Below are 23288 nucleotides of genomic sequence, written 5' to 3'. Positions count from 1 at the left end.
GGAGGTATTTCAAAATGGCTAAAGCTAAATTTGAAAGAAATAAACCACACGTTAATATAGGAACAATAGGACACGTTGACCACGGTAAAACTACATTAACAGCTGCAATAACAAAAACATTACACGAGAGATATCAATTAGGAGAAGCTGTAGACTTCGCTAACATAGATAAAGCTCCAGAAGAAAGAGAAAGAGGTATAACAATATCTACTGCTCACGTTGAGTACGAAACTCCAAACAGACACTACGCTCACGTTGACTGCCCAGGACATGCTGACTACGTTAAGAACATGATAACAGGTGCTGCTCAAATGGACGGTGCTATATTAGTTTGTTCAGCAACAGATGGACCAATGCCTCAAACAAGAGAGCATATATTATTATCAAGACAAGTTGGTGTACCATACATAGTAGTATTCTTAAACAAATGTGATATGGTAGACGACGAAGAATTATTAGAGTTAGTTGAAATGGAAGTAAGAGACTTATTAAATGAGTACGAATTCCCAGGAGATGACACTCCAATAATAAGAGGATCTGCATTAATGGCATTAGAAAACCCAGCTTCTGAGTGGGGAGACAAAATAGTTGAATTATTCGAGCAAATAGATGCTTATATACCAGAACCAGAAAGAGATGTAGATAAAAACTTCTTAATGCCAGTAGAAGACGTATTCTCTATAACAGGTAGAGGAACAGTTGCTACAGGTAGAGTTGAAAGAGGTATATTAAAGGTTCAAGACGAAGTTGAAATAGTAGGTTTAGCTGACGAACCAAGAAAAGTTGTAGTAACAGGAGTAGAAATGTTCAGAAAGTTATTAGACCAAGCACAAGCTGGAGATAACATAGGAGCATTAATAAGAGGTGTACAAAGAAATGAAATAGAAAGAGGACAAGTTATGGCTAAGCCAGGAACAGTTAAGCCTCACACTAAATTCATGGCAGAAGTATACGTTCTTAAGAAAGAAGAAGGTGGAAGACACACTCCATTCTTCGATGGATACAGACCACAATTCTACTTCAGAACAACAGACGTTACAGGAGCTTGTAAGTTACCAGATGGTATAGAAATGGTTATGCCAGGAGATAACGTAACAATGACAGTTGAGTTAATAAACTCAATAGCAATAGAAGAAGGATTAAGATTCGCGATAAGAGAAGGTGGAAGAACAGTAGCATCAGGAGTTGTTGCTTCTATAGTTGAATAATCTTCTTTAAGTGGATTAATTAATAGAGTTAATAAACTCAATAGCAATAGAAGAAGGATTAAGATTCGCGATAAGAGAAGGTGGAAGAACAGTAGCATCAGGAGTTGTTGCTTCTATAGTTGAATAATCTTCTTTAAGTGGATTAATTAATAGATAAAAAGAGAGGGGTATCCCTCTCTTTTTTATTTAAATGAAGAAAATTCATAAATAGTAATAATATACTAGTTATATTTCATTGACAAAATGCTATAAATTTTATATACTAAGTGAGTGCTTTGTTAGAGGAAATAAATCAAGTTTAAACCAGGTTTTACATAATAAATAAAATTTGTGAAATTTTAAAAAAAACTTGAAAAAAATAAAAAAATAATGTAAAATATAATAGTGTGCTTGAGAGATACGAAAAATAAACTAAATCTTAGTTAGTAGCGACCTATTGTCGATTTTTAAAAATGCAACACACCCGGAGCAGTGTATCGGCATAAGTCGCGCGTAACTTAAAGATTAAACGTGCGATAAAGGAGGGAAATTAAAATGGCTCAAAATGAAAAAATAAGAATAAGATTAAAATCATATGATCACAAATTATTAGATTTTTCAGCTGCTAAAATAGTTGAAACTGCTAAGAAAGCTGGATCACAAGTTTCAGGACCTGTGCCACTACCAACAGAAAAGCAAATAGTAACTATATTAAGAGCTGTACACAAGTACAAAGACTCTAGAGAGCAGTTCGAAATAAGAACTCATAAGAGATTAATAGACATAGCTAACCCAACACCTAAGACTGTTGACTCATTAATGAGATTAGATTTACCAGCTGGTGTTGATATAGAAATAAAGTTATAATAGCAACCTAAGATTATTATCCTATAAGGAAATTCTCTTAGTATGATTATAGAATTATAATCCGCTGTAAGATTATAGGAGGTGCTAATATGAAAGGAATATTAGGAAAAAAATTAGGTATGACTCAAATATTCACTGAAGAAGGTATAGTAGTACCTGTAACAGTTGTTGAGGCAGGACCAAACGTTGTAACTCAAGTTAAAACAGTTGAGAAAGACGGATACAACGCAATACAAGTAGGTTTTGAAGATGCTAAAGAAAAATCTTTAAACAAACCACAAAAAGGACATTTAGCTGCTGCTAATGTTTTAAAGAAACACTTAAAAGAGTTTAGAGTAGACGCTGTAGAAGAATTCACAGTTGGACAAGAAATAAAAGCTGACTTATTCGCTGCAGGAGAAAAAATAGATGTTACTGGAACAAGTAAAGGTAAGGGATTCCAAGGTCCAATAAAGAGACATGGACAATCTAGAGGTCCTGAATCTCACGGTTCTAGATACCACAGAAGACCAGGTTCAATGGGAGCATGTTCTTTCCCAGGTAGAGTTTTCAAAAACAAAAAACTAGCAGGACACATGGGTAGCGTTAAAGTTACTGTTCAAAACTTAGAGGTTGTTAGAGTAGATGCTGATAAGAACCTTATATTAGTTAAAGGTGCTATACCAGGACCTAAAGGTTCAATGGTAACTATAAAGGAAGCTGTTAAGTCTTCTAAATAATGACTAACCTAAGAAAGGAGGAAGCACAATGCCAAAATTAAATGTATTAAATATTAATGGACAAAATGTTGGAGAAATAGAATTAGTAGATTCTATATTCAACGTAGAAGTTAATGAACATGTTTTATATGAAGTTGTTAAAAATCAATTAGCAAACAAGAGACAAGGTACTCAATCTGCTAAGACTAGAGCAGAAGTTAGAGGTGGCGGAAGAAAGCCTTGGAAACAAAAAGGAACTGGTAGAGCTAGACAAGGTTCTATAAGAGCAGTACAATGGGTAGGTGGAGGAGTTGCTTTCGCACCAAAGCCAAGAAGCTACAACTACACATTACCAAAGAAAGTTAGAAGATTAGCTATGAAGAGCGCTTTAACTTCTAAAGTACAAAACGGAGAAATGATAGTATTAGATGCTTTAAACATGGAAGCTCCTAAGACTAAAGAATTCGTTCAAATATTAAAGAACGTAAATGCTGCTAAGAAAGCTTTAGTAGTAACTGCTGAAAATAACGAAAACGTAATAAAATCAGCTAAAAACATAGAAGGTGTTGCAACTGCTACAGTTAACACTATAAATGTTTACGATATATTAAAGTATGATTCATTCATAATAACAACAGACGCTGTTAAAAAAGTGGAGGAGGTGTACGCATAATGACTAATCCACATGATATAATAAAAAAGCCAGTTGTAACTGAGCAAAGTATGATGGAAATGGCTAACAAGAAATATACTTTCGTTGTTGCTAAAGATGCAAACAAGACTGAAATAAAGAAAGCTGTAGAAGCTATATTCGGAGTAAATGTAGAAAAAGTTAATACATTAAACTACGATGGAAAAGTTAAAAGAATGGGTAGACATGAAGGAAGAACTGCAAGCTTTAAGAAAGCAGTAGTTAAATTAACTGCTGATAGCAAAGAAATAGAATTCTTCCAAGGAATGTAATTAACCCCTAACAAACGAAGGAGGGAAAACAGATGGCTATAAAAAAGTTTAAACCAACTTCTCCTGCCTTAAGACAAATGACAGTTTTAGTTTCTGATGAAATAACTTGTAATCAACCAGAAAAATCTCTTTTAGTTTCTTTAAAGAAAAACTCTGGTAGAAATGCACAAGGTAAAATAACTGTTCGTCACAGAGGTGGAGGAAACAGAAGGAAATACAGAATAATAGATTTCAAGAGAAATAAAGATGGAATACCTGCAAAGGTTGCAACTATAGAATACGATCCAAACAGAACTGCTAACATAGCTTTATTACACTATGCAGATGGTGAAAAAGCTTATATATTAGCTCCAGTTGGATTAGAAGTTGGAACTACAGTATTATCAGGACCAACAGCTGACATAAAGCCAGGAAATGCTATGGCGTTAAAAGATATGCCAGTTGGTACAGTAATACACAACATAGAATTAAAGCCAGGAAAAGGAGCTCAATTAGTAAGATCTGCTGGGGTTTCTGCTCAATTAATGGCTAAAGAAGGAAAGAAAGCTTTATTAAGATTACCATCAGGAGAAATGAGATTCGTTTCTATAGATTGTAAAGCTACTATAGGACAAGTTGGTAACATAGAACACGGTAACGTTGTTATAGGTAAAGCTGGTAGAAAGAGACATATGGGTATAAGACCTACTGTTAGAGGATCTGTAATGAACCCTTGTGACCATCCACACGGTGGTGGGGAAGGTAGAACTTCAATAGGTAGACCTTCACCAGTTACTCCATGGGGTAAACCAGCTCTTGGATACAAAACTAGAAAGAAAAACAAAGCTTCTGATAAGTTAATAGTATCAAGAAGAACTAAGTAATAGATTTACTTTTTGCCCGGAAAGGAGGAAATTAAATGTCAAGATCAACTAAAAAAGGACCTTTTGTCCACGCAAGACTTTTAAAGAAAATAGAAGAAATGAACGCTAACGGAAATAAAGAAGTTATAAAGACTTGGTCAAGATCTTCAACTATATTCCCACAAATGGTAGAACATACTATAGCTGTTCATGATGGAAGAAGACATGTGCCTGTATATATAACAGAAGACATGGTTGGACATAAATTAGGTGAATTCGTTCCTACAAGAACTTTCAAAGGACACAAGGACGACGAAAAATCTAATAAGAGAAAATAATAAATTTCTGACTAAGGAAGGAGGAATAGCAAATGGAAGCAAAAGCTACTGCTAAATATGTACGTGTATCACCAAGAAAAGCAGGACAAATCTGTGACCTTGTTAGAGGAAAAAATGTTGATGAAGCATTAGCAATATTAAAGTTCACTCCAAGAGGAGCGGCTGAAATAATAGCTAAGGTTGTAAAGTCTGCTAAAGCGAACGCTGAAAACAATCATGAAATGGATGCTGATAAATTATACGTTGCATCAATAGTTGCAAACCAAGGACCTACAATGAAGAGATTCATGCCTAGAGCTATGGGTAGAGCAACAATGATAAGAAAGAGAACTTCTCACATAGAGGTTGTTCTTAAGGAAAGAAAATAATTAATAGATAGGAGGGATAATAATGGGTCAAAAGGTTAATCCACACGGACTAAGAGTCGGTGTTATAAAAGATTGGGACTCAAGATGGTTCACAACTGATAAGAAAGAATTCGGAAACTTATTATTAGAAGACCATAATGTACGTAATTTCTTAAAGAAAAGATTATACTCAGCTGGAGTTGCTAAGATAGAAATAGAAAGATCAGCTAACAAATTAAAATTAGACTTACACGTTGCTAAGCCAGGTGTAGTTATAGGAAAAGCTGGTGCTGGAATAGACGCATTAAAAGCTGAATTAGAAAAAATGACTAAGAAAACTGTAATAGTTAACATAGTTGAAGTAAGAAACCCTGATAAGGATGCTCAATTAGTAGCAGAAAATATAGCGTTAGCTATAGAAAGAAGGGTTGCATTCAGAAGAGCTATGAAGCAAGCTATACAAAGAGCTATGAAGTCAGGAGTTAAAGGTATAAAAGTATCTGCTTCTGGTAGATTAGGTGGAGCTGAAATGGCTAGAACTGAAGGATACAGCGAAGGAAATGTTCCTTTACAAACATTAAGAGCTGATATAAACTATGGTTTCGCTGAGGCTAACACTACTTACGGTAAAACTGGTATAAAAGTTTGGATATGTAACGGAGAAGTTTTACCAACTAAGAATGGTGTAAACCCAAGAGAAGAAAGAAGAAACGATAGAAGAGATAACAAGAGAAACGATAGAAGAGATAACAGAAGAAATAACAGAAGAGGTAATGATAATAGAGGAAACAACAGAGGACAAAGACCTCAAGGATCAAGACCTCAAAGAACTGAAAACAAAGGAAACTAATAAATAAGGTTCGAGGAAGGAGGAAATACTCATGTTAATGCCAAAGAGAGTAAAACGTCGTAGAGTTCATAGAGGAAGCATGGCTGGTAAGGCTCAAAAAGGTAACAAAGTTACTTACGGAGAGTTCGGATTAGTTGCAATGGAAGCTTCTTGGATAACTTCTAACCAAATAGAAGCTGCCAGAATCGCGATGACAAGATCAATAAAAAGAGGCGGGAAAGTTTGGATAAAAATATTCCCTCATAAGCCTGTAACAAGAAAACCAGCTGAAACTCGTATGGGTGCTGGTAAAGGTTCTCCAGAATACTGGGTAGCAGTAGTTAAGCCAGGAAGAGTTATGTTCGAATTAGCAGGTGTTTCTGAAGAGAAAGCTAGAGAAGCTATGAGACTTGCAATGCATAAACTTCCAGTTAAATGTAAGTTTGTAAAAAGAGAAGATTTAGAAGTAAAGGGTGGTGAATAGGATGCAAGCTAAAGAATTAAAGAGTTTAACAAGCGAAGAGCTAATGAATAAGTTAAATGACTTCAAAAGTGAATTATTTAGCTTAAGATTCCAATTAGCTACTGGTCAATTAGAAAATACAGCTAGAATAAAATTCGTTAAAAAGGATATAGCTAGAGTTAAGACTGTCCTTGCTGAAAGAAAGTTAAACGAAACTAGAGCTTAATTTGGAAAGGAGGCTTTTAAACATGGAAAGAGGAAGAAGAAAAGTTAGAATAGGCCGTGTTGTAAGTGACAAAATGGATAAAACTATAGTTGTTGCAGTTGAAGATTTCGTACGTCACCCATTATATAATAAGCCAGTTAAGAGAACTAAAAAGTTCAAGGCTCACGATGAACAAAATGTATGTAGAATCGGAGACAGAGTAAAGATAATGGAAACTAGACCTTTATCAAAAGATAAGAGATTCAGACTAGTTGAAGTTGTTGAGAAAGTTAAGTAGTTTTTTGGAAAAGGAGGGATTACGATATGATACAACAAGAGACACGTCTAAGAGTTGCTGATAACTCTGGTGCAAAAGAAATACTATGTATACGTGTACTAGGCGGAAGTAAAAGAAAATTTGGTAACATAGGCGACGTAATAGTTGCTACTGTTAAAAGTGCAACACCTGGTGGAGTTGTAAAAAAAGGTAAAGTTGTTAAAGCTGTTATAGTTAGAACAAAGCAAGGCGTAAGACGTAAAGACGGAAGTTATATATCTTTCGATGAAAACGCAGCTGTTATAATAAAAGACGACAAAACTCCAGTAGGAACTCGTATATTCGGGCCTGTTGCTAGAGAGTTAAGAGATAATGACTTTATGAAAATAGTTTCTCTTGCTCCAGAAGTACTATAATAAGGAGGTGCAATAGGACATGATGCGTGTTAAAAAAGGTGATACTGTTGTAGTTATAGCAGGTAAAGATAAAGGTAAAAAAGGTACAGTTGTTAAAGTAATGCCTAAAGCTAACAGAGTTGTAGTTGAAGGAGTTAACGTAATAACTAAGCACCAAAAGCCAAATGCTATAAACCCACAAGGTGGAATAGTAAACAAAGAAGCTTCAATACACATATCTAACGTAATGCCACTTGATCCTGAGACAGGAAAAGGAACAAGAGTTAGATTTGAAATGAAGGATGGAAAAAAAGTAAGAATAGCAGTTAAGAGCGGAAAAGAAATATAATATAGCTTGAAAGGAGGGACCTTAAATGGCTTCTAGATTACAAGAAAAATACATGAAAGAAGTTGCTCCTGCTTTAATGGAGAAATTTGGATACAAAAACGTTATGGAAATACCTAAGTTAGACAAGATAGTTATAAACATGGGTATAGGCGATGCTAGAGAAAATCCAAAAGGATTAGAAAAAGCTGTAGAAGAAATGGAAATGATATCTGGACAAAAACCAGTTATAACTAGAGCTAGAAAATCAGTTGCTAACTTCAAATTAAGAGAAGGAATGCCAATAGGAGCGAAAGTTACATTAAGAGCTGATAAAATGTTCTACTTCATGGACAAGTTAGTTTCTGTATCTTTACCAAGAGTTAGAGACTTCAGAGGAGTTAACGCTAACGCATTCGATGGTAGAGGAAACTACGCTTTAGGTGTTAAAGAGCAATTAATATTCCCTGAAATAGAATACGATAAAGTAGACAAAGTAAGAGGGATGGATATAATATTCGTTACGACTGCAAAGACTGACGAAGAAGCACGTGAATTATTAAAATTATTAGGAATGCCGTTTTCTAAGTAAGCTTAGAAAAGGACATTTTCTAAGTTAATTATGAAGGAGGGATTCCAGTGGCTAGAAAAGCGATGGTTGTAAAGCAACAAAGAAAGCAAAAGTACGCTACTAGAGAATACACTAGATGTACTATATGTGGTAGACCACATTCGGTTTTAAGAAAATTCGGTATATGCCGTATATGCTTCAGAGAATTAGCTTATAAAGGTCAAATACCTGGTGTAAGAAAAGCAAGCTGGTAGAAGCTTGACCAAAATGGAAGGAGGGTTTCAATATGACAATGACAGATCCAATAGCGGATATGCTAACTCGTATAAGAAATGCTAACGTTGTTAAGCATGAAACTGTTGATGTTCCAGCTTCTAATATGAAGAAAGAATTATCTAGAATATTATTAGAAGAAGGTTTCATCAGAGGTTACGATGTTATAGAAGATGGAAAGCAAGGAATAATAAGAATACAATTAAAGTACGGACAAACTGGCGAAAGAGTTATATCAGGACTTAAGAGAATATCTAAGCCTGGTATGAGAGTTTATGCTGACAAGCATGAAGTGCCAAGAGTATTAAACGGATTAGGTATATCAATAATATCTACTTCAAAAGGGATATTAACTGATAAGCAAGCTAGAAAAGAAAATGTTGGTGGAGAAGTAATCTGCTACGTTTGGTAATATAAATGAACAATGTAAGGAGGTGCGACTATGTCAAGAATAGGAGTTAAACCAATAACTGTACCTGCAGGAGTTGAAGTTACTATAGCTGAAGGAAACTTAGTTACAGTAAAAGGACCAAAAGGTACATTAACTAAGAAATTTGATGCTGCTATAAGCATAAAGCAAGAAGAAAATACTATAACTGTTGAAAGACCTACAAACAACAAGCAACACAGATCTTTACACGGATTAACTAGAACTTTAATAGATAATATGGTTATAGGTGTTACTAATGGTTTCGAAAAGAAATTAGAATTAGTTGGTGTTGGATACAGAGCTCAAAAGCAAGGAAAGAAATTAGTTATGAACTTAGGATTCTCTCATCCAGTAGAAATGGAAGATCCAGAAGGATTAACAGTTGAAGTTCCTAACCAAACTGAGTTAATAGTAAAAGGTATCGATAAGCAATTAGTAGGAAACTACGCTGCTAAGATAAGAGACTGGAGAAAGCCAGAGCCATACAAAGGTAAAGGTATAAGATACGCTGGTGAAGTTGTAAGACGTAAAGAAGGTAAAACTGGTAAGAAATAATACCAAACTTAAACACTAGAAAGGAGTGGGCCTGATGTTAAAGAAAGCTGATAAGAATGCTAACAGACTTCAAAGACACAAAAGAGTTAGAAGAAAGATAACTGGAACTACTCAAAGACCAAGATTATGTGTATTCAGAAGTTCTAACAATATATACGCTCAAATAATAGATGATGCTAACAGAGTTACTCTTACAGCTGCGTCTTCTTTAGATGCAGAAGTAAAAGGTGCTGTTAACCACGGTGGAAACAAAGAAGCAGCTAAAATGGTCGGAGAAATGATCGCTAAGAGAGCTATAGAAAAAGGAATCACTGAAGTTGTATTTGACAGAGGTGGATACTTATATCACGGTAGAGTTCAAGTTTTAGCAGAAGCTGCTAGAGAAGCTGGACTTAAGTTCTAATTAACAAAAGAAACAAAGGAGGGAAATGCACATGTTACGTCGTAAGCCGATAGATGCAAGACAACTTGACTTAAAAGAGACAGTTGTTGAAGTTAGACGTGTTACTAAAGTTGTAAAAGGTGGTAGAAACTTCAGATTTGCAGCGTTAGTAGTAGTTGGAGATGAAAACGGACACGTTGGTGTTGGTACTGGTAAAGCAATGGAAGTACCAGACGCAATAAAGAAAGCTGTAGAAGATGCTAAGAAGAATCTTATACACGTACCAAGAGTTGGTACAACAATACCTCACGAAGTTAACGGACACTTCGGTGCTGGTAAAATATTAATAATGCCTGCTAAGCAAGGTACAGGGGTTATAGCTGGTGGACCTGCTAGAGCCGTACTTGAGTTAGCTGGATTAACAGACGTTAGAGCTAAATCTTTAGGATCTAACAACCCAAGAAACATGGTAAATGCTACAATAGAAGGACTTAACTCTCTAAAGACAGTTGAAGAAATAGCTAAACTTAGAGGAAAAAAAGTTGAAGAACTTCTAGGGTAAGGAGGTAGTGAAAGATGGCTAAATTACAAATAAAATTAGTTAGAAGTACAATAGGAACTACTCCTAACCAAAGAAAGAACGTTGAAGCGTTAGGATTAAGAAAAAGAGAACAAGTAGTTGTTAAAGAAGATAATGCCCAAATAAGAGGTATGATAACAAAAGTTAAGCATTTAGTTGAAGTAACTGAAATAGCTGAGTAATAATAACAGAAGTACGATAAGGAGGTGCAATCCATGAAGTTACATGAGTTAAAACCTGCTAAAGGTGCAGTAAAAGCTAAGAGAAGATTAGGTAGAGGTACTGCGACTGGACAAGGTAAAACTGCAGGACGTGGACAAAAAGGACAATGGTCTCGTTCAGGTGGTGGAGTTAGAGTTGGATTCGAAGGTGGTCAGATGCCACTTGCTAGAAGACTTCCTAAGAGAGGTTTCTCTAACCCAAATAAGAAAGTATTCACAGAAGTTAATGTTGAATTATTAAACAGATTTGAAAATGGAACTGTAGTAACTGCAGAATTATTAAAATCTACAGGTGCTATATCTAAAATAGAAAAAGACGGCGTTAAGATCTTAGGCGAAGGAAACTTAGAAAGAGCTATAACAGTTCAAGCTGCTAAGTTTACTGCTTCAGCTCAAGAAAAAATAGAAAAAGCTGGAGGAAAAGCAGAATTAGTTTAATCTAATCTGCTAACTCTTAGCCATTATAGGCGGGGTGAGTTAACGTGCTGTCACAAATAAAACAAGCTTGGAAGCTTAAAGATGTAAGAAGAAAAATATTATATACTTTGATGATGATTGTAGTATTTAGGATAGGTGCAACAATACCTGTTCCTGGAGTAAATACAAATATTATAAAGGGAATGGTTGACTCAAATGGTCTTCTTTCCCTATATAATATGTTTACTGGAGGAGCATTCAGTCAGTTTACATTATTTGCTTTAGGTATAGGTCCTGCAATAACTGCATCTATCATAATACAACTTCTAACTATAGGTTTTGAAAGTTTGGAAGAACTTCAAAAGTCTGGTGAAGAAGGTAAGAAAAAAATTAATAAATATACAAAATATATAGCACTAGTATTAGCGTTTATACAAGCAATAGCTATTACATTAGGTATTGTTAAAGGGGCGTTAATATCAAAAAGTGCATTCTTTATAATTACAGTTATATTAACATTAGTATCAGCAAGTATGCTGTTAATGTGGATAGGAGATAAAATTACTGAAAAAGGATTAGGTAATGGAAGCTCGATTATAATATTCATAGGTATTGTTTCGGGAATACCAAAAGATATTATATCAACTGTAAGTCTAGTAAAATCTGGAAAAGTACAAATATGGGCAGCGGTTGTGTTAGCAGTAGTAATACTTTTAACAATAGCAGCAGTTACATATATACAAGAAGCTACTAGAAAAATACCTGTACAATATGCTAAGAGAGTTGTTGGAAGAAAAATGTATGGAGGACAAAGTTCTCATATACCAATGAAAGTTAATCAATCAGGGGTTATTCCGGTAATCTTTGCTAGTTCACTTTTAGCTTTCCCTCAAACTATAGCAATGTTCATGGGAGCAGATGCTCAAAAATTTGTTCAAACATATTTAAGCCCTATGCAAGCGCCTGGAGTTTGGATATATAGAACGCTTGAAATTCTGTTGATAGTATTCTTCTCTTATTTCTACACTACAGTATCATTTAATACTGAAGATATAGCAAATAATATGAAAAATAATGGTGGATTTATACCAGGTATAAGACCAGGAAAACCTACTATAGATTATTTAAATAGAATATTATCAAGATTAACTCTAGCTGGAGCTTTATTCCTATCAGTTATAGTTATGATATCAGCAATTGTTATGTTCTTCATGAAGATACAAATAACATTAGTTGGGACATCATTACTAATAGTTGTTGGAGTTGCATTAGAGCTTAAGAGACAGTTAGAATCAAATTTAGTTATGAGAACCTATCAAGGATTCTTAAAATAAATTGGAGATGATAATATGAGAATAATATTACTTGGACCTCCTGGTGCCGGTAAAGGTACACAAGCAGCTGGTATTGTAGATAAATACAAAATACCTCATATATCAACAGGAGATATATTCAGAAAGAATATAAAAGAAGGAACAGATCTTGGTAAGAAAGCTAAAGAATACATGGATCAAGGATTACTAGTTCCAGATGAGTTAACTGTAGGTTTAGTTACAGACAGAATAACTCAAGATGACTGTAAAAATGGATTTATGTTAGATGGATTCCCAAGAAATGTATCTCAAGCACAACATTTAGATGCGTTTTTAAAAGAAGCTAATATAGCTTTAGACAAGGTAGTTAATATCGAAGTTGATAAAGAAATATTAGTTGGAAGAGCTGTAGGAAGAAGAATATGTAAATCTTGCGGTGCTACGTATCATGTTGAGTTTAATCCTTCTAAAGAAAATGGCGTATGTGATGTATGCCAAGGAGAACTTTACCAAAGAGCAGATGATAATGAAGAGACTGTATCAAAAAGAATACAAGTGTACTTAGATGAAACAAAACCATTAGTAGACTATTATAGTTCTCAAGGTATAATAGCTAACATAAATGGTCAACAATCTATAGAGAAAGTATTTGAAGACATAGTTAATGCTCTAGGATGTGAGAAATAATGATTATTATAAAATCACAAAAAGAAATTGAAATCATGAGGGAAGCAGGTAAAATAGTTGCTGAAACTCATGAGATCTTAAAGTCAGCTATAATTCCGGGAATATCTACTTTAGAGTTAGATAAAATAGCTGAAGAGAATATAAGAAAATACAATGCCATACCATCTTTTAAAGGATATGGTGGTTTTCCAGGTTCTATATGTGCTTCTATAAATGAAGAGGTAGTACATGGAATACCAGGAAATAAAATTTTAAAAGAAGGTGACATTGTAAGCTTAGATGTAGGAGCCTATTATAAAGGATATCATTCAGACTCTGCGAAGACTCACGGAGTAGGTGTAATATCTGAAGAAGATAGGAAATTAATAGAAGTAGCAAAGGAAAGCTTCTATGAAGGCATAAAATTTGCTAAACTAGGATATAGATTATCTGATATCTCACACGCAATACAAGCACACGTTGAGAAACATGGTTTCTCAGTTGTTAGAGATTTAGTAGGTCATGGAGTGGGAGTTGATCTTCACGAAGACCCTCAAATACCTAACTATGGCCCAGCTGGAAAAGGACCAAGACTTCAAGAAGGAATGGTTTTAGCTATAGAACCTATGATAAACGCTGGTCGTTATCAAGTTAAGACTTTAGCTGACGGTTGGACTATTGTCACTGTAGATGGCAAAAAATCAGCTCATTATGAGCATACGATAGCAATAACAAATGATGAACCTATAATATTATCAAGTCTATAGTTGCTAGATAAATAGGAAATATGCTATCAAAGTTAAGTCAATGATTTAACTTATTGAAATGGAGGTTTGGTTAGTTAATGGCCAAAAAAGATGTTATAGAATTAGAAGGTACAGTTGTAGAAGCTCTACCTAACGCTATGTTCAAAGTAAAACTAGAGAATGGACATGAAATATTATGTCATATATCTGGAAAGCTAAGAATGAACTTCATAAGAATTCTAGAAGGTGATAAGGTGAATGTTGAACTTTCTCCATATGACCTTACAAGAGGAAGAATTACTTGGCGTAAGAAGTAGACTATTTAAATATTAGTCTAAGGAGGGATTAACAATGAAAGTAAGACCATCAGTAAAACCAATGTGCGAAAAGTGCAAAGTTATAAAAAGAAAAGGTAAAGTAATGGTTATCTGTGAAAATCCAAAGCATAAGCAAAAGCAAGGATAAGAAATTATTACTAGTAATTTGTTGAAATTTATAGTATAATATAATACTGTGAAGTTAACAAAGGGTAGATTTTAATCGTAGATAAATCTATATTTAGATTGATATGATATTAAGATTTTAACACTAAAATTAAGTGTAGGAGGTGCGAATATGGCAAGAATAGCTGGGGTAGATTTACCTAGAGAAAAAAGAGCGGAAATAGGCTTAACTTATATATACGGTATAGGGAAAGCAACTGCTAACGAAATATTAGCTAAAGCTGAGATAGATCCTAACGTAAGAATAAAAGACTTATCTGAAGAGCAAGTTAACGAATTAAGAAAGATAATAGACAATGATTTCTTAGTTGAAGGTGACTTAAGAAGAGAGATAGCTTTAAATATAAAGAGATTAAGAGATATAAAATGTTACAGAGGTATGAGACATGCTAAAGGTCTTCCACTAAGAGGACAAAGAACTAAGACTAACGCTAGAACTAGAAAAGGTCCTAGAAAAACTGTATCTCGTAAGAAGAAGAAATAATAATTAGATAGGAGGGAAAACAATGGCTAAACCAAAAAAGAAAGTTACACGTGTAAGAAGAAGAGAGCGTAAAAACATAGAACGTGGTCAAGCTCATATACAATCAACTTTCAACAACACAATAATAACTTTAACTGATGTTCACGGAAATGCTATATCAGCAGCATCTTCAGGACAATTAGGATTCAAAGGATCAAGAAAAGCTACTCCATTTGCTTCTCAAATGGCTGCAGAAACTGCTGCTAAAGCTGCAATGGAACACGGCTTAAAAACTGTTGAAGTATTCGTAAAAGGACCAGGTTCAGGAAGAGAAGCTGCAATAAGAGCTTTACAAGCAACTGGACTTGAAGTAACAATGATAAAAGACGTAACTCCAATTCCTCACAATGGATGTAGACCACCAAAGAGAAGAAGAGTGTAATTATATAACGAGAAAATTAGGAGGTGTAAAGACATGGCAAGATACACAGGTGCATCATGCAGACAATGCCGTAGAGAAGGAATGAAATTATTCCTTAAAGGTGAAAGATGTTATACTGATAAATGTGCTATAGTTACAAGAAACTATGCTCCAGGACAACATGGACAAGGAAGAAAGAAAGTTTCTGGCTATGGTTTACAATTAAGAGAAAAGCAAAAAGTTAAGAGAATATACGGAGTATTAGAAACTCAATTCAGAAACTTATACGAGCGTGCTGACAAAATGGCTGGTATGACAGGGGTTAACTTATTAAGTTTATTAGAAAGAAGATTAGACAATGTTGTTTACAGAATGGGATTAGCTTCATCTAGAAAAGAAGCTAGACAATTAGTTGGACACGGTCACTTCTTATTAAATGGACATAAAGCTGATATAGCTTCTATGACAGTTAAACCAGGTGATGTTATAACAGTTAAAGAAAGATCAAAATCTTCTGCTAAATTCAAAGCTTTAGTAGAAGCTAACACAAAGGTAGCTCCTAAGTGGTTAGAAACTAACTTAGAAGAAATGTCTGCTAAAGTTGTTGCTTTACCAGCAAGAGAAGATATAGATCTTGAAATAGCAGAACACTTAATAATAGAGCTTTACTCTAAGTAATAAGCATATTTTAAAGATAACTTTTAAAGTTATCTTTGAAAAATTGTTTACCCTCAGTGGATTAATAAATTTAAGGGAGGGTTTTGTCCATGATAGAAATAGAAAAACCAAAAGTAGATATAATAGAACTTAGCGAAGACTATAGATATGGAAAGTTTGTTGTAGAACCTCTAGAAAGAGGATACGGCATAACTATAGGGAATGCTTTAAGAAGAATATTATTATCATCTTTACCAGGTGTTGCAGTTAATTCTATAAAAATAGATGGAGTTCTTCATGAATTCTCAACTGTACCAGGTGTTAAAGAAGATGTTACTGAAATTATATTAGCATTAAAAGAACTTTCAGCTACTATAGATGGTGAAGGTAGTAGAACTCTTAAAATAGAAGCTCAAGGACCATGCACTATCAAAGGATCAGACATAATATGTCCTCCTGACGTTGAAGTATTAAGCAAAGATTTACATATAGCTACGCTAGATGAAAATTCTAAGTTTAATATGGAAATACATGTAGACAAAGGTAGAGGATACGTTTCTGCTGAAGAAAATAAGACAGAGCATATGCCTATAGGTGTTTTACCTGTAGATTCAATATATACTCCTGTTGAAAAAGTAAGCTACCATGTTGAAAATACTAGAGTAGGTCAAAAGTCAGATTATGATAAATTAATACTAGAAGTTTGGACTAATGGAAGTATAAATCCTCAAGAAGGAATATCTCTAGCAGCTAAAGTTCTAGTTGAACACTTAAATCTATTCATAGACTTAACTGAGCATGTAAGCAACGTTGAGATAATGGTAGAAAAAGAAGAAGACCAAAAAGAAAAAGTTCTAGAAATGACAATAGAAGAATTAGATTTATCTGTTAGATCTTACAACTGTTTAAAGAGAGCGGGAATAAACACAGTTGAAGAATTAGCTAATAAATCTGAGGACGATATGATGAAGGTTAGAAATCTAGGGAAGAAATCTTTAGAAGAAGTAATCCAAAAGTTAGAAGAACTTGGACTAGGTCTTAAACCAAGCGAAGAATAGGCAAGAAGGAGGGATATAGTATGGCTACTTACCGTAAATTAGGACGTGAGACATCTCACAGAAACCTTATGTTAAGAAACTTAGTAACTGATTTACTAAGAAACGGAAGAATAGAAACAACTGTAACTAGAGCAAAAGAAACTCGTAGAATGGCAGAAAAGATGATAACTCTTGCTAAAAGAGGAGATCTTCACGCTAGAAGACAAGTTTTAGCTTACGTTATGGATGAGACTGTAGTAAACAACTTATTCACTGATATAGCTCCAAAATATGCAGAGAGAAACGGTGGATATACTAGAATAATCAAAAAAGGACCAAGAAGAGGCGACGCTGCTGAAATGGCTTTTATAGAATTAGTATAGTATAGAAAAGGATTAAGTTATATAACTTAATCCTTTTTTATTATATTATGTTAATTTATCTAATTATTAATTAATTAATTAATCTATTATGTTACTTATTTTGTTAAATATATTTAATTCACTATATAAGATTTTTTAATTATAAAAATATAGTTTATTAGACTAGAGCATTTTCAATAATTATAATCAACTAGCACAACAAACTAACTAAAAATATTTATATTTTGAAATTTATAGATATAAATTATAATAACAATTCTAAATTATAAAATATTTTTATTATCTATGATACATTTAAATAATACAATATAATAATTTTAAATAATGAAGTATTTTAATTGAAACTTATAGATTAAACTTCTAAAAAATCTTGAATATATATAAATTTTGTGACTGAATACTAAACTATTTAATATAGTTTTTACTTATGTAATAATTTTGATTGTTATTTAAAACAATACATAATAAAACAGTAAATTTTCTATTATAGTTATTCTTTGCTGATTATTAGAAAATATAAAAAATGTATTTTAATGTTATAATATGTACTATTTAAGTATTAAATTCTAGCTGTCAGAGTTAAAAAAACATATCAAATTATGGTATAATATTAAGTAAACCATTTTTAAATACTAGATATACTACTTATGAGAAGGAGTTAATTGATGAAAAATATAATAGAAGTCAATAATGTATCATTTGAGTATATTACAGATGAAAATACGCTTAAAGCTATAGACAATCTAGATTTACAAGTAAAAGAGGGTGAATTTGTAGCTATAATAGGTCACAATGGTTCTGGAAAATCTACGCTATCTAAGAACCTAAATGCTATATTATTCCCTACTGAAGGTAATATACTTATAAATAAAATGGATACAAGAGAAGAAGATAAGTTATGGGATATAAGACAAACAGCAGGTATGGTATTCCAAAATCCAGATAACCAAATAGTTGCAACTGTAGTCGAAGAAGATGTTGCTTTTGGTCCTGAGAATTTAGGGATAGAACCTAATGAAATAAGAAAAAGGGTTGAGGAATCGCTTAAAAGTGTAGGTATGTATGAGTTAAGGGATAGACAACCTCACTTATTATCAGGTGGACAAAAGCAAAGAGTAGCTATAGCAGGTATAATTGCTATGAAACCAAAATGTATTATATTTGATGAAGCTACAGCTATGTTAGATCCATCAGGAAGAAAAGAAGTAATGAAAACTATAAAAAGGCTAAATAAAGAAGAGAATATAACAACATTACATATAACTCACTTTATGGAAGAAGCAGTTGATGCAGATAGAGTTATAGTTATGGAAAAAGGCAAAAAGTTACTAGAAGGTACACCTAAGGAAGTCTTTAGTAAAATAGATACTCTAAAGAATATAGGTTTAGATGTTCCCTGTATGACAGAATTATCTAATCTATTAAAATCAGAAGGATTAGATATAAGAGATGATATATTAACTGTAGATGAGATGGTGATGGAATTATGTCAATTGTAGTAAAAAATTTAACTCATATATATAATGAGGGAATGCCTTTTAGTAGTAAAGCCTTAGATAATATTAGTTTTGAAATAAAAGATAGAGATTTTGTTGGACTTATAGGTCATACAGGTTCAGGAAAATCAACACTGATACAACACTTAAATGGTATACTTAAGCCTTCATCAGGTGATATATATATAAATGATTTTAAAATAACAGATCCTGATTTAAATTTAACTGAAATAAGAAAAAGAGTTGGTGTAGTGTTTCAATATCCTGAATACCAACTATTTGAAGAAACTATAGAAAAAGATATAGCTTTTGGACCGTCTAATTTGGGTCTAGAAGAAGAGGAAATAAAAAATAGGGTAAAACTATCAATGGAAGCTGTTGGACTTGATTATGAGTCGTTTAAGGATAAATCTCCATTTGAATTATCAGGTGGTCAAAAAAGAAGAGTAGCAATAGCTGGTGTTATAGCTATGAATCCTGAAGTTTTAATCTTAGATGAGCCTACAGCAGGGTTAGATCCAGGTGGTAGGGATGAAATATTTGAACTTATAACTAAGCTTCATAAAAATAATAATATGACTATAATATTATCATCTCACAGTATGGATGATATGGCTAAGTTGGCTAAAAATATAATAGTTATGAATCATGGAAAAATAGAATTTATGGGTTCTCCAAGAGAGGTATTCAATTCTAATGTTGATAGACTAAAAGAAATAGGTTTAGATGTACCTCAAGTTTTAGAACTTGCTATAAAGTTAAGAGAAAAAGGATTTAATATAAGAGAAGATATATTAACGATAGAAGAAGCTAAAGAAGAAATACTGAAAGCAGTAAAAGGAGGGAAACAATGTTAAAAGATATAACAATAGGTCAACACTATCCTTCTAATTCTGTTATTCATAGGTTAGACTCGAGAATAAAACTTATAGCTACTTTTGTTTTTATGGTTTCCTTATTTATAATAAATAAGTTTTGGCCATACGCTATAGTATTTATATCTTTACTGGCTGCGATAAAGCTATCTAATATACCTACGAAATATATACTAAAGGGTCTTAAGCCTCTTAGATGGATTATAATATTTACGTTTGTAATAAATGTATTTTTCCTTCCAGGGGATCCGATATGGTCTTTTGGGTTTATAAAAATAACTGAACAAGGTATTAGCCAAGCTATATTTATGGCATTAAGATTAATATTCTTAGTTTTAGGTACATCTATGTTAACATTGACAACATCTCCTATGGATCTTACAGATGGTATAGAGAGGTTATTAAATCCATTTAATAAAATAGGATTACCAGTACATGAACTAGCTATGATGATGACTATAGCATTAAGATTTATACCTACACTATTAGATGAAACAGATAAGATAATGAAAGCTCAAATGTCAAGAGGGGCTGATTTTGAAAGTAAGAATCTTGTAAGTAGGGCTAAAAATCTAGTTCCGTTATTAGTACCTTTATTTGTTAGTGCTTTTAGAAGAGCAGAAGAGCTTGCGATGGCTATGGAAGCTAGATGTTATAGAGGTGGATATAACAGAACTAAAATGAGACAATCTATTATAACTAAAAGTGATTATATTGCAGGTTGTATACTGATAATATATTTGGTTATAATTATAATTACTAGATTTATCTAAAGAGGTATATTATGAGAAACTTAAAGATTACAATACAATATAATGGTTCTAATTATTGTGGATGGCAAAAACAACCAGATTCGTTAGGAATACAAGGTACAATAGAAAAGGCTATTCATGATATAACAAGAGAAGAAGTTAAGCTTACAGGATCTGGTAGGACTGATGCAGGTGTTCATGCATTAGGACAAGTTGCTAATTTTAAGTTAGAAAATGCTATACCTGTGGATAAAATACCGAATGCATTAAATTCTAAATTGCCTAAGGATATTTCTATAATTGACTGTATAGAAGTTGATGGTGAATTCCATTCTAGATACAATGCAAAAGGGAAAACATATAGATACTTAATACATAACAGTATGTATAGAAGTCCTATATATAAAGATATATCTTACCATGTTAAGTATGATCTTGACTTTGATAAGATGGTCAAAGAGTCTAAATACTTAATAGGAACACATGACTTTAAAGGTTTTATGAGTTCGGGATCGTCTGTAAAAGATACAGTAAGGGAAATATATGGTATAAGACTGACTAAACAAGAAGATCTTATTGTATTAGAAGTAGAAGGGAACGGGTTCCTATATAATATGGTAAGGATAATAGTAGGGACCCTGGTAGATATAGGTCGAGGAAGAATAAATAAGAGCTTAAAGGAAATAGTGGAATCTAAAAGCAGAAGTGAGTGTGGGCATACTGCACCAGCACATGGATTATTTCTTAAAAAAGTTGATTATTAGCTTGACACACCAGGGGGCATGTATTAAAATAAATTAGAGTGTGTTAATAAGTCCACTTGCCCCGGACTTGACATAAACGGTAAAATTTTTATATGAAAAAAAGTTAAGGAGGGACAACTATGAAAAGTTATATAGCTAAGCCAGCTGATGTACAAAGAAAATGGTACATCGTTGACGCTGAAGGAAAAACATTAGGTCGTTTAGCAACTGAAATAGCGACAGTATTAAGAGGAAAGCACAAAGTTACTTTCACTCCACACGTTGACGGAGGGGACTTCGTTGTTGTTGTAAACGCTGAGAAAGTAGTTTTAACAGGAAAGAAATTAGATCAAAAAATGTACAGATACCACACTGGTTATGTAGGTGGATTAAAAGAAATAACTTACAGAGAAATGATGGCTAAGAAGCCTGAGGAAGTAGTTGCTCATGCAGTAAGCGGTATGTTATGTAAGAATAAATTAAGAAGTAGAATGATGACTAGATTAAGAGTATTTGCTGGACCAAATCATGACCATGCAGCTCAAAATCCAGAAGTTCTAAACTTTAAATAATAATTGCGGGTGAAAGGAGGAGTTATCATGGCTAACGTTCAATACTACGGAACTGGAAGAAGAAAGCACTCTGTTGCTAGAGTTAGATTAGTTGCAGGTGAAGGAAACATAATAGTAAATGGAAGAGCAGTTGAAGAATACTTCAACTACGAAACATTAATAAGAGATGTTAAACAACCATTAGTTTTAACTAACAATGAAAACAAATACGATGTTATAGTAAAAGTTGAAGGTGGAGGATTCACTGGACAAGCTGGTGCTATAAGACATGGTATATCTAGAGCTTTATTAAAAGCTGATGAAGAGTTAAGAGGAGCTTTAAAGAAAGAAGGATTCTTAACTAGAGATGCTAGAATGAAGGAAAGAAAGAAATACGGATTAAAGGCAGCAAGAAGAGCTCCACAATTCTCAAAGAGATAATTTTATACTGTATTTTTTCAAAAGACCTTGGAATATTCCAGGGTCTTTTTTAATATAAATGTACAGGGTGATAATTTGAAAAAGTACATAAAATACGTGATTTTTGCGATGGTAGCTTTAATTTTGATGACAGCCTCTATATATGAAATAAAAGAAAACTCTGAGGACGTAATGAAATACATGCCTGTTACTAATAAAGTGATAATATTAGATGCAGGTCATGGGGGAATAGATTCTGGTACTCTAAATGATGACAAGACTATATTAGAAAAAGATATCAATTTAGCTATTACGCATAAGATTAGGGAATTATTAGAATCTAGTGGTGCACATGTTATACTTACTAGAGAAGATGATAGTAGTTTATATGTAGAAGACGGTAAAAAGACCATAAGGCAAAAATATAATGAAAACTTAAAAAATAGAAAGAAAATAATAGAAGAATCTAATGCGGATATGTTTATATCTATACATATGAATGCTTTAGTAGGCAAGGGGGCATCTAAATACTATGGAGCTCAGACTTTTTACCCTGCAGGAAAAGAGGATTCTATAAAGTTATCTAAGTACATACAGCAAGAGCTTAAGAGGATAGTAGATAAAACAAATAATAGAGAAGTTAAGCCAAGGGACGATTTATATTTATTAAAAGATAATGATATACCTTCTGTATTAATAGAGTGTGGATTCCTATCTAATGATAAAGAAGCTAAGTTGTTGACGGATGAGAAATATCAAGAAAAAATTGCATGGTCTATATATGCAGGAATTCAAAATTATTTTACTACAAAGTAGTATAAAAAAACATAATTGTGGTACAATAAGCTATGTCTAATAAAGTTGGATATAGCTTAATTTATTTTTTATAATAAAATTTAAAAAAAGTATTGACGTTATAAAAATAAGATGGTATAGTTATACTTGTCCTTAAGAAAAGGGCAAAACAAAAAAAGAACTTTGAAAATTAAACAGTAGGTTAATTTATAGAATTGAAACTAACAAACCAAGCCAGATATTCAGATAATGATAGTCTGAGCAGGTAACAACTTTTATTTGAGAGTTTGATCCTGGCTCAG

The 23288-nt window shown here is 33.1% G+C and carries 40 protein-coding genes; all 40 read left to right on the top strand.

From position 1 onward, the window contains the following. Positions 1-14 precede the first annotated feature (14 nt). The gene (gene tuf, locus BN7997_RS01100) at positions 15-1208 is read left to right on the top strand and encodes an elongation factor Tu (RefSeq protein WP_071119045.1); all 1194 of its coding nucleotides are present in this window, start codon (positions 15-17) and stop codon (positions 1206-1208) included. Between the two features lie 22 nt (positions 1209-1230). Next, on the top strand, positions 1231-1335 hold the full coding sequence (locus BN7997_RS16355) for an EF-Tu C-terminal domain-related protein (protein ID WP_074010943.1): 105 nt from the start codon (positions 1231-1233) through the stop codon (positions 1333-1335). 407 nt (positions 1336-1742) lie between these two features. Further along, a complete protein-coding gene (gene rpsJ, locus BN7997_RS01095) occupies positions 1743-2054 on the top strand; it encodes a 30S ribosomal protein S10 (protein WP_071119044.1) in 312 nt (103 codons plus the stop codon). An 89-nt stretch (positions 2055-2143) separates the two neighbouring features. Continuing rightward, the gene (rplC, locus tag BN7997_RS01090; RefSeq protein ID WP_071119043.1) at positions 2144-2773 is read left to right on the top strand and encodes a 50S ribosomal protein L3; all 630 of its coding nucleotides are present in this window, start codon (positions 2144-2146) and stop codon (positions 2771-2773) included. A 28-nt stretch (positions 2774-2801) separates the two neighbouring features. Next, positions 2802-3425 (top strand): 50S ribosomal protein L4, encoded by a 624-nt coding sequence (rplD, locus tag BN7997_RS01085; RefSeq protein WP_071119042.1) that lies wholly within the window; start codon positions 2802-2804, stop codon positions 3423-3425. Continuing rightward, positions 3425-3715, top strand: coding sequence for a 50S ribosomal protein L23 (gene rplW / locus BN7997_RS01080; protein ID WP_071119041.1), 291 nt, complete (start codon positions 3425-3427; stop codon positions 3713-3715). The genes rplD and rplW overlap by 1 nt, the downstream gene beginning before the upstream one ends. A gap of 32 nt (positions 3716-3747) precedes the next feature. After that, positions 3748-4578, top strand: coding sequence for a 50S ribosomal protein L2 (gene rplB, locus BN7997_RS01075; RefSeq protein ID WP_071119040.1), 831 nt, complete (start codon positions 3748-3750; stop codon positions 4576-4578). A gap of 35 nt (positions 4579-4613) precedes the next feature. Then, the gene (gene rpsS / locus BN7997_RS01070) at positions 4614-4895 is read left to right on the top strand and encodes a 30S ribosomal protein S19 (RefSeq protein ID WP_071119039.1); all 282 of its coding nucleotides are present in this window, start codon (positions 4614-4616) and stop codon (positions 4893-4895) included. A gap of 32 nt (positions 4896-4927) precedes the next feature. Next, on the top strand, positions 4928-5263 hold the full coding sequence (gene rplV, locus BN7997_RS01065) for a 50S ribosomal protein L22 (RefSeq protein ID WP_071119038.1): 336 nt from the start codon (positions 4928-4930) through the stop codon (positions 5261-5263). Between the two features lie 22 nt (positions 5264-5285). Next, positions 5286-6092 carry a 30S ribosomal protein S3 gene (gene rpsC, locus BN7997_RS01060; RefSeq protein WP_071119037.1) on the top strand — a complete coding sequence of 269 codons (807 nt, stop codon included), beginning with the start codon at positions 5286-5288 and terminating at the stop codon, positions 6090-6092. A gap of 31 nt (positions 6093-6123) precedes the next feature. Continuing rightward, positions 6124-6555 (top strand): 50S ribosomal protein L16, encoded by a 432-nt coding sequence (rplP, locus tag BN7997_RS01055; RefSeq protein ID WP_071119036.1) that lies wholly within the window; start codon positions 6124-6126, stop codon positions 6553-6555. Position 6556: 1 nt separating this feature from the next. After that, positions 6557-6760: a 50S ribosomal protein L29 gene (gene rpmC / locus BN7997_RS01050; RefSeq protein ID WP_071119035.1), complete on the top strand. Its 204-nt coding sequence runs from the start codon at positions 6557-6559 to the stop codon at positions 6758-6760. Positions 6761-6782: 22 nt separating this feature from the next. Further along, positions 6783-7037: a 30S ribosomal protein S17 gene (gene rpsQ, locus BN7997_RS01045; RefSeq protein ID WP_071119034.1), complete on the top strand. Its 255-nt coding sequence runs from the start codon at positions 6783-6785 to the stop codon at positions 7035-7037. Between the two features lie 26 nt (positions 7038-7063). Next, a complete protein-coding gene (rplN, locus tag BN7997_RS01040; protein ID WP_071119033.1) occupies positions 7064-7432 on the top strand; it encodes a 50S ribosomal protein L14 in 369 nt (122 codons plus the stop codon). 22 nt (positions 7433-7454) lie between these two features. Continuing rightward, positions 7455-7760, top strand: coding sequence for a 50S ribosomal protein L24 (gene rplX, locus BN7997_RS01035; RefSeq protein WP_071119068.1), 306 nt, complete (start codon positions 7455-7457; stop codon positions 7758-7760). Between the two features lie 25 nt (positions 7761-7785). Next, positions 7786-8328 (top strand): 50S ribosomal protein L5, encoded by a 543-nt coding sequence (gene rplE, locus BN7997_RS01030; protein WP_071119032.1) that lies wholly within the window; start codon positions 7786-7788, stop codon positions 8326-8328. Positions 8329-8375: 47 nt separating this feature from the next. Further along, positions 8376-8561: a type Z 30S ribosomal protein S14 gene (locus BN7997_RS01025; RefSeq protein WP_071119031.1), complete on the top strand. Its 186-nt coding sequence runs from the start codon at positions 8376-8378 to the stop codon at positions 8559-8561. A gap of 32 nt (positions 8562-8593) precedes the next feature. Then, on the top strand, positions 8594-8992 hold the full coding sequence (gene rpsH, locus BN7997_RS01020; RefSeq protein ID WP_071119030.1) for a 30S ribosomal protein S8: 399 nt from the start codon (positions 8594-8596) through the stop codon (positions 8990-8992). 30 nt (positions 8993-9022) lie between these two features. Then, positions 9023-9565, top strand: a complete 543-nt coding sequence (gene rplF / locus BN7997_RS01015) for a 50S ribosomal protein L6 (protein WP_071119029.1) — start codon at positions 9023-9025, stop codon at positions 9563-9565. A gap of 34 nt (positions 9566-9599) precedes the next feature. After that, positions 9600-9968, top strand: coding sequence for a 50S ribosomal protein L18 (gene rplR, locus BN7997_RS01010; RefSeq protein WP_071119028.1), 369 nt, complete (start codon positions 9600-9602; stop codon positions 9966-9968). A gap of 31 nt (positions 9969-9999) precedes the next feature. Further along, the gene (gene rpsE, locus BN7997_RS01005) at positions 10000-10509 is read left to right on the top strand and encodes a 30S ribosomal protein S5 (RefSeq protein ID WP_071119027.1); all 510 of its coding nucleotides are present in this window, start codon (positions 10000-10002) and stop codon (positions 10507-10509) included. Positions 10510-10523: 14 nt separating this feature from the next. Further along, positions 10524-10709 (top strand): 50S ribosomal protein L30, encoded by a 186-nt coding sequence (gene rpmD / locus BN7997_RS01000; protein WP_071119026.1) that lies wholly within the window; start codon positions 10524-10526, stop codon positions 10707-10709. 33 nt (positions 10710-10742) lie between these two features. Then, positions 10743-11186 carry a 50S ribosomal protein L15 gene (gene rplO / locus BN7997_RS00995; RefSeq protein WP_071119025.1) on the top strand — a complete coding sequence of 148 codons (444 nt, stop codon included), beginning with the start codon at positions 10743-10745 and terminating at the stop codon, positions 11184-11186. A 44-nt stretch (positions 11187-11230) separates the two neighbouring features. Then, the gene (gene secY, locus BN7997_RS00990; protein ID WP_071119024.1) at positions 11231-12499 is read left to right on the top strand and encodes a preprotein translocase subunit SecY; all 1269 of its coding nucleotides are present in this window, start codon (positions 11231-11233) and stop codon (positions 12497-12499) included. Positions 12500-12514: 15 nt separating this feature from the next. Next, the gene (locus tag BN7997_RS00985; protein WP_071119023.1) at positions 12515-13165 is read left to right on the top strand and encodes an adenylate kinase; all 651 of its coding nucleotides are present in this window, start codon (positions 12515-12517) and stop codon (positions 13163-13165) included. After that, positions 13165-13911 carry a type I methionyl aminopeptidase gene (gene map, locus BN7997_RS00980; RefSeq protein WP_071119022.1) on the top strand — a complete coding sequence of 249 codons (747 nt, stop codon included), beginning with the start codon at positions 13165-13167 and terminating at the stop codon, positions 13909-13911. The genes BN7997_RS00985 and map overlap by 1 nt, the downstream gene beginning before the upstream one ends. Positions 13912-13988: 77 nt before the next feature. Next, on the top strand, positions 13989-14207 hold the full coding sequence (infA, locus tag BN7997_RS00975) for a translation initiation factor IF-1 (RefSeq protein WP_071119021.1): 219 nt from the start codon (positions 13989-13991) through the stop codon (positions 14205-14207). Between the two features lie 34 nt (positions 14208-14241). After that, a complete protein-coding gene (rpmJ, locus tag BN7997_RS00970; protein ID WP_017753001.1) occupies positions 14242-14355 on the top strand; it encodes a 50S ribosomal protein L36 in 114 nt (37 codons plus the stop codon). 150 nt (positions 14356-14505) lie between these two features. After that, positions 14506-14877, top strand: coding sequence for a 30S ribosomal protein S13 (rpsM, locus tag BN7997_RS00965; RefSeq protein ID WP_071119020.1), 372 nt, complete (start codon positions 14506-14508; stop codon positions 14875-14877). A gap of 22 nt (positions 14878-14899) precedes the next feature. Next, positions 14900-15298, top strand: a complete 399-nt coding sequence (gene rpsK, locus BN7997_RS00960) for a 30S ribosomal protein S11 (RefSeq protein WP_026899687.1) — start codon at positions 14900-14902, stop codon at positions 15296-15298. A 33-nt stretch (positions 15299-15331) separates the two neighbouring features. Next, positions 15332-15955, top strand: coding sequence for a 30S ribosomal protein S4 (gene rpsD, locus BN7997_RS00955; protein ID WP_071119019.1), 624 nt, complete (start codon positions 15332-15334; stop codon positions 15953-15955). Between the two features lie 89 nt (positions 15956-16044). Then, positions 16045-16992 carry a DNA-directed RNA polymerase subunit alpha gene (locus BN7997_RS00950; RefSeq protein ID WP_071119018.1) on the top strand — a complete coding sequence of 316 codons (948 nt, stop codon included), beginning with the start codon at positions 16045-16047 and terminating at the stop codon, positions 16990-16992. A 20-nt stretch (positions 16993-17012) separates the two neighbouring features. Further along, the gene (gene rplQ, locus BN7997_RS00945) at positions 17013-17354 is read left to right on the top strand and encodes a 50S ribosomal protein L17 (protein WP_071119017.1); all 342 of its coding nucleotides are present in this window, start codon (positions 17013-17015) and stop codon (positions 17352-17354) included. A gap of 665 nt (positions 17355-18019) precedes the next feature. Further along, positions 18020-18853, top strand: a complete 834-nt coding sequence (locus tag BN7997_RS00940) for an energy-coupling factor transporter ATPase (RefSeq protein ID WP_071119016.1) — start codon at positions 18020-18022, stop codon at positions 18851-18853. Next, positions 18841-19707 (top strand): energy-coupling factor transporter ATPase, encoded by an 867-nt coding sequence (locus BN7997_RS00935; RefSeq protein ID WP_071119015.1) that lies wholly within the window; start codon positions 18841-18843, stop codon positions 19705-19707. Before BN7997_RS00940 ends, BN7997_RS00935 begins: the two co-directional genes overlap by 13 nt. Continuing rightward, the gene (locus BN7997_RS00930) at positions 19701-20498 is read left to right on the top strand and encodes an energy-coupling factor transporter transmembrane component T family protein (protein ID WP_071119014.1); all 798 of its coding nucleotides are present in this window, start codon (positions 19701-19703) and stop codon (positions 20496-20498) included. Before BN7997_RS00935 ends, BN7997_RS00930 begins: the two co-directional genes overlap by 7 nt. Before the next feature lie 11 nt (positions 20499-20509). Next, entirely contained in the window at positions 20510-21241 is a 732-nt protein-coding gene (gene truA / locus BN7997_RS00925; RefSeq protein ID WP_071119013.1) for a tRNA pseudouridine(38-40) synthase TruA, read from the top strand. 119 nt (positions 21242-21360) lie between these two features. Then, positions 21361-21792, top strand: a complete 432-nt coding sequence (rplM, locus tag BN7997_RS00920; RefSeq protein ID WP_071119012.1) for a 50S ribosomal protein L13 — start codon at positions 21361-21363, stop codon at positions 21790-21792. A 27-nt stretch (positions 21793-21819) separates the two neighbouring features. After that, a complete protein-coding gene (gene rpsI / locus BN7997_RS00915; protein ID WP_071119011.1) occupies positions 21820-22212 on the top strand; it encodes a 30S ribosomal protein S9 in 393 nt (130 codons plus the stop codon). Between the two features lie 75 nt (positions 22213-22287). After that, positions 22288-23007: an N-acetylmuramoyl-L-alanine amidase CwlD gene (cwlD, locus tag BN7997_RS00910; protein WP_071119010.1), complete on the top strand. Its 720-nt coding sequence runs from the start codon at positions 22288-22290 to the stop codon at positions 23005-23007. Positions 23008-23288 lie beyond the last annotated feature (281 nt).

Origin of the sequence: Romboutsia timonensis (assembly GCF_900106845.1) — a bacterium.
GTDB lineage: Bacteria > Bacillota > Clostridia > Peptostreptococcales > Peptostreptococcaceae > Romboutsia > Romboutsia timonensis.
Note: the sequence above shows the minus strand (reverse complement) of the source record. Positions and strands in the feature narration are given on the sequence as shown.

What these genes read in the sequence shown, in the direction of transcription:
- tuf (WP_071119045.1), top strand. Translation starts at nt 15, where the DNA reads ATGGCTAAAGCTAAATTTGAAAGAAATAAACCACACGTTAATATAGGA.
- rpsJ (WP_071119044.1), top strand. Translation starts at nt 1,743, where the DNA reads ATGGCTCAAAATGAAAAAATAAGAATAAGATTAAAATCATATGATCAC.
- rplC (WP_071119043.1), top strand. Translation starts at nt 2,144, where the DNA reads ATGAAAGGAATATTAGGAAAAAAATTAGGTATGACTCAAATATTCACT.
- rplD (WP_071119042.1), top strand. Translation starts at nt 2,802, where the DNA reads ATGCCAAAATTAAATGTATTAAATATTAATGGACAAAATGTTGGAGAA.
- rplW (WP_071119041.1), top strand. Translation starts at nt 3,425, where the DNA reads ATGACTAATCCACATGATATAATAAAAAAGCCAGTTGTAACTGAGCAA.
- rplB (WP_071119040.1), top strand. Translation starts at nt 3,748, where the DNA reads ATGGCTATAAAAAAGTTTAAACCAACTTCTCCTGCCTTAAGACAAATG.
- rpsS (WP_071119039.1), top strand. Translation starts at nt 4,614, where the DNA reads ATGTCAAGATCAACTAAAAAAGGACCTTTTGTCCACGCAAGACTTTTA.
- rplV (WP_071119038.1), top strand. Translation starts at nt 4,928, where the DNA reads ATGGAAGCAAAAGCTACTGCTAAATATGTACGTGTATCACCAAGAAAA.
- rpsC (WP_071119037.1), top strand. Translation starts at nt 5,286, where the DNA reads ATGGGTCAAAAGGTTAATCCACACGGACTAAGAGTCGGTGTTATAAAA.
- rplP (WP_071119036.1), top strand. Translation starts at nt 6,124, where the DNA reads ATGTTAATGCCAAAGAGAGTAAAACGTCGTAGAGTTCATAGAGGAAGC.
- rpmC (WP_071119035.1), top strand. Translation starts at nt 6,557, where the DNA reads ATGCAAGCTAAAGAATTAAAGAGTTTAACAAGCGAAGAGCTAATGAAT.
- rpsQ (WP_071119034.1), top strand. Translation starts at nt 6,783, where the DNA reads ATGGAAAGAGGAAGAAGAAAAGTTAGAATAGGCCGTGTTGTAAGTGAC.
- rplN (WP_071119033.1), top strand. Translation starts at nt 7,064, where the DNA reads ATGATACAACAAGAGACACGTCTAAGAGTTGCTGATAACTCTGGTGCA.
- rplX (WP_071119068.1), top strand. Translation starts at nt 7,455, where the DNA reads ATGCGTGTTAAAAAAGGTGATACTGTTGTAGTTATAGCAGGTAAAGAT.
- rplE (WP_071119032.1), top strand. Translation starts at nt 7,786, where the DNA reads ATGGCTTCTAGATTACAAGAAAAATACATGAAAGAAGTTGCTCCTGCT.
- rpsH (WP_071119030.1), top strand. Translation starts at nt 8,594, where the DNA reads ATGACAATGACAGATCCAATAGCGGATATGCTAACTCGTATAAGAAAT.
- rplF (WP_071119029.1), top strand. Translation starts at nt 9,023, where the DNA reads ATGTCAAGAATAGGAGTTAAACCAATAACTGTACCTGCAGGAGTTGAA.
- rplR (WP_071119028.1), top strand. Translation starts at nt 9,600, where the DNA reads ATGTTAAAGAAAGCTGATAAGAATGCTAACAGACTTCAAAGACACAAA.
- rpsE (WP_071119027.1), top strand. Translation starts at nt 10,000, where the DNA reads ATGTTACGTCGTAAGCCGATAGATGCAAGACAACTTGACTTAAAAGAG.
- rpmD (WP_071119026.1), top strand. Translation starts at nt 10,524, where the DNA reads ATGGCTAAATTACAAATAAAATTAGTTAGAAGTACAATAGGAACTACT.
- rplO (WP_071119025.1), top strand. Translation starts at nt 10,743, where the DNA reads ATGAAGTTACATGAGTTAAAACCTGCTAAAGGTGCAGTAAAAGCTAAG.
- BN7997_RS00985 (WP_071119023.1), top strand. Translation starts at nt 12,515, where the DNA reads ATGAGAATAATATTACTTGGACCTCCTGGTGCCGGTAAAGGTACACAA.
- map (WP_071119022.1), top strand. Translation starts at nt 13,165, where the DNA reads ATGATTATTATAAAATCACAAAAAGAAATTGAAATCATGAGGGAAGCA.
- infA (WP_071119021.1), top strand. Translation starts at nt 13,989, where the DNA reads ATGGCCAAAAAAGATGTTATAGAATTAGAAGGTACAGTTGTAGAAGCT.
- rpmJ (WP_017753001.1), top strand. Translation starts at nt 14,242, where the DNA reads ATGAAAGTAAGACCATCAGTAAAACCAATGTGCGAAAAGTGCAAAGTT.
- rpsM (WP_071119020.1), top strand. Translation starts at nt 14,506, where the DNA reads ATGGCAAGAATAGCTGGGGTAGATTTACCTAGAGAAAAAAGAGCGGAA.
- rpsK (WP_026899687.1), top strand. Translation starts at nt 14,900, where the DNA reads ATGGCTAAACCAAAAAAGAAAGTTACACGTGTAAGAAGAAGAGAGCGT.
- rpsD (WP_071119019.1), top strand. Translation starts at nt 15,332, where the DNA reads ATGGCAAGATACACAGGTGCATCATGCAGACAATGCCGTAGAGAAGGA.
- BN7997_RS00950 (WP_071119018.1), top strand. Translation starts at nt 16,045, where the DNA reads ATGATAGAAATAGAAAAACCAAAAGTAGATATAATAGAACTTAGCGAA.
- rplQ (WP_071119017.1), top strand. Translation starts at nt 17,013, where the DNA reads ATGGCTACTTACCGTAAATTAGGACGTGAGACATCTCACAGAAACCTT.
- BN7997_RS00940 (WP_071119016.1), top strand. Translation starts at nt 18,020, where the DNA reads ATGAAAAATATAATAGAAGTCAATAATGTATCATTTGAGTATATTACA.
- BN7997_RS00935 (WP_071119015.1), top strand. Translation starts at nt 18,841, where the DNA reads ATGTCAATTGTAGTAAAAAATTTAACTCATATATATAATGAGGGAATG.
- BN7997_RS00930 (WP_071119014.1), top strand. Translation starts at nt 19,701, where the DNA reads ATGTTAAAAGATATAACAATAGGTCAACACTATCCTTCTAATTCTGTT.
- truA (WP_071119013.1), top strand. Translation starts at nt 20,510, where the DNA reads ATGAGAAACTTAAAGATTACAATACAATATAATGGTTCTAATTATTGT.
- rplM (WP_071119012.1), top strand. Translation starts at nt 21,361, where the DNA reads ATGAAAAGTTATATAGCTAAGCCAGCTGATGTACAAAGAAAATGGTAC.
- rpsI (WP_071119011.1), top strand. Translation starts at nt 21,820, where the DNA reads ATGGCTAACGTTCAATACTACGGAACTGGAAGAAGAAAGCACTCTGTT.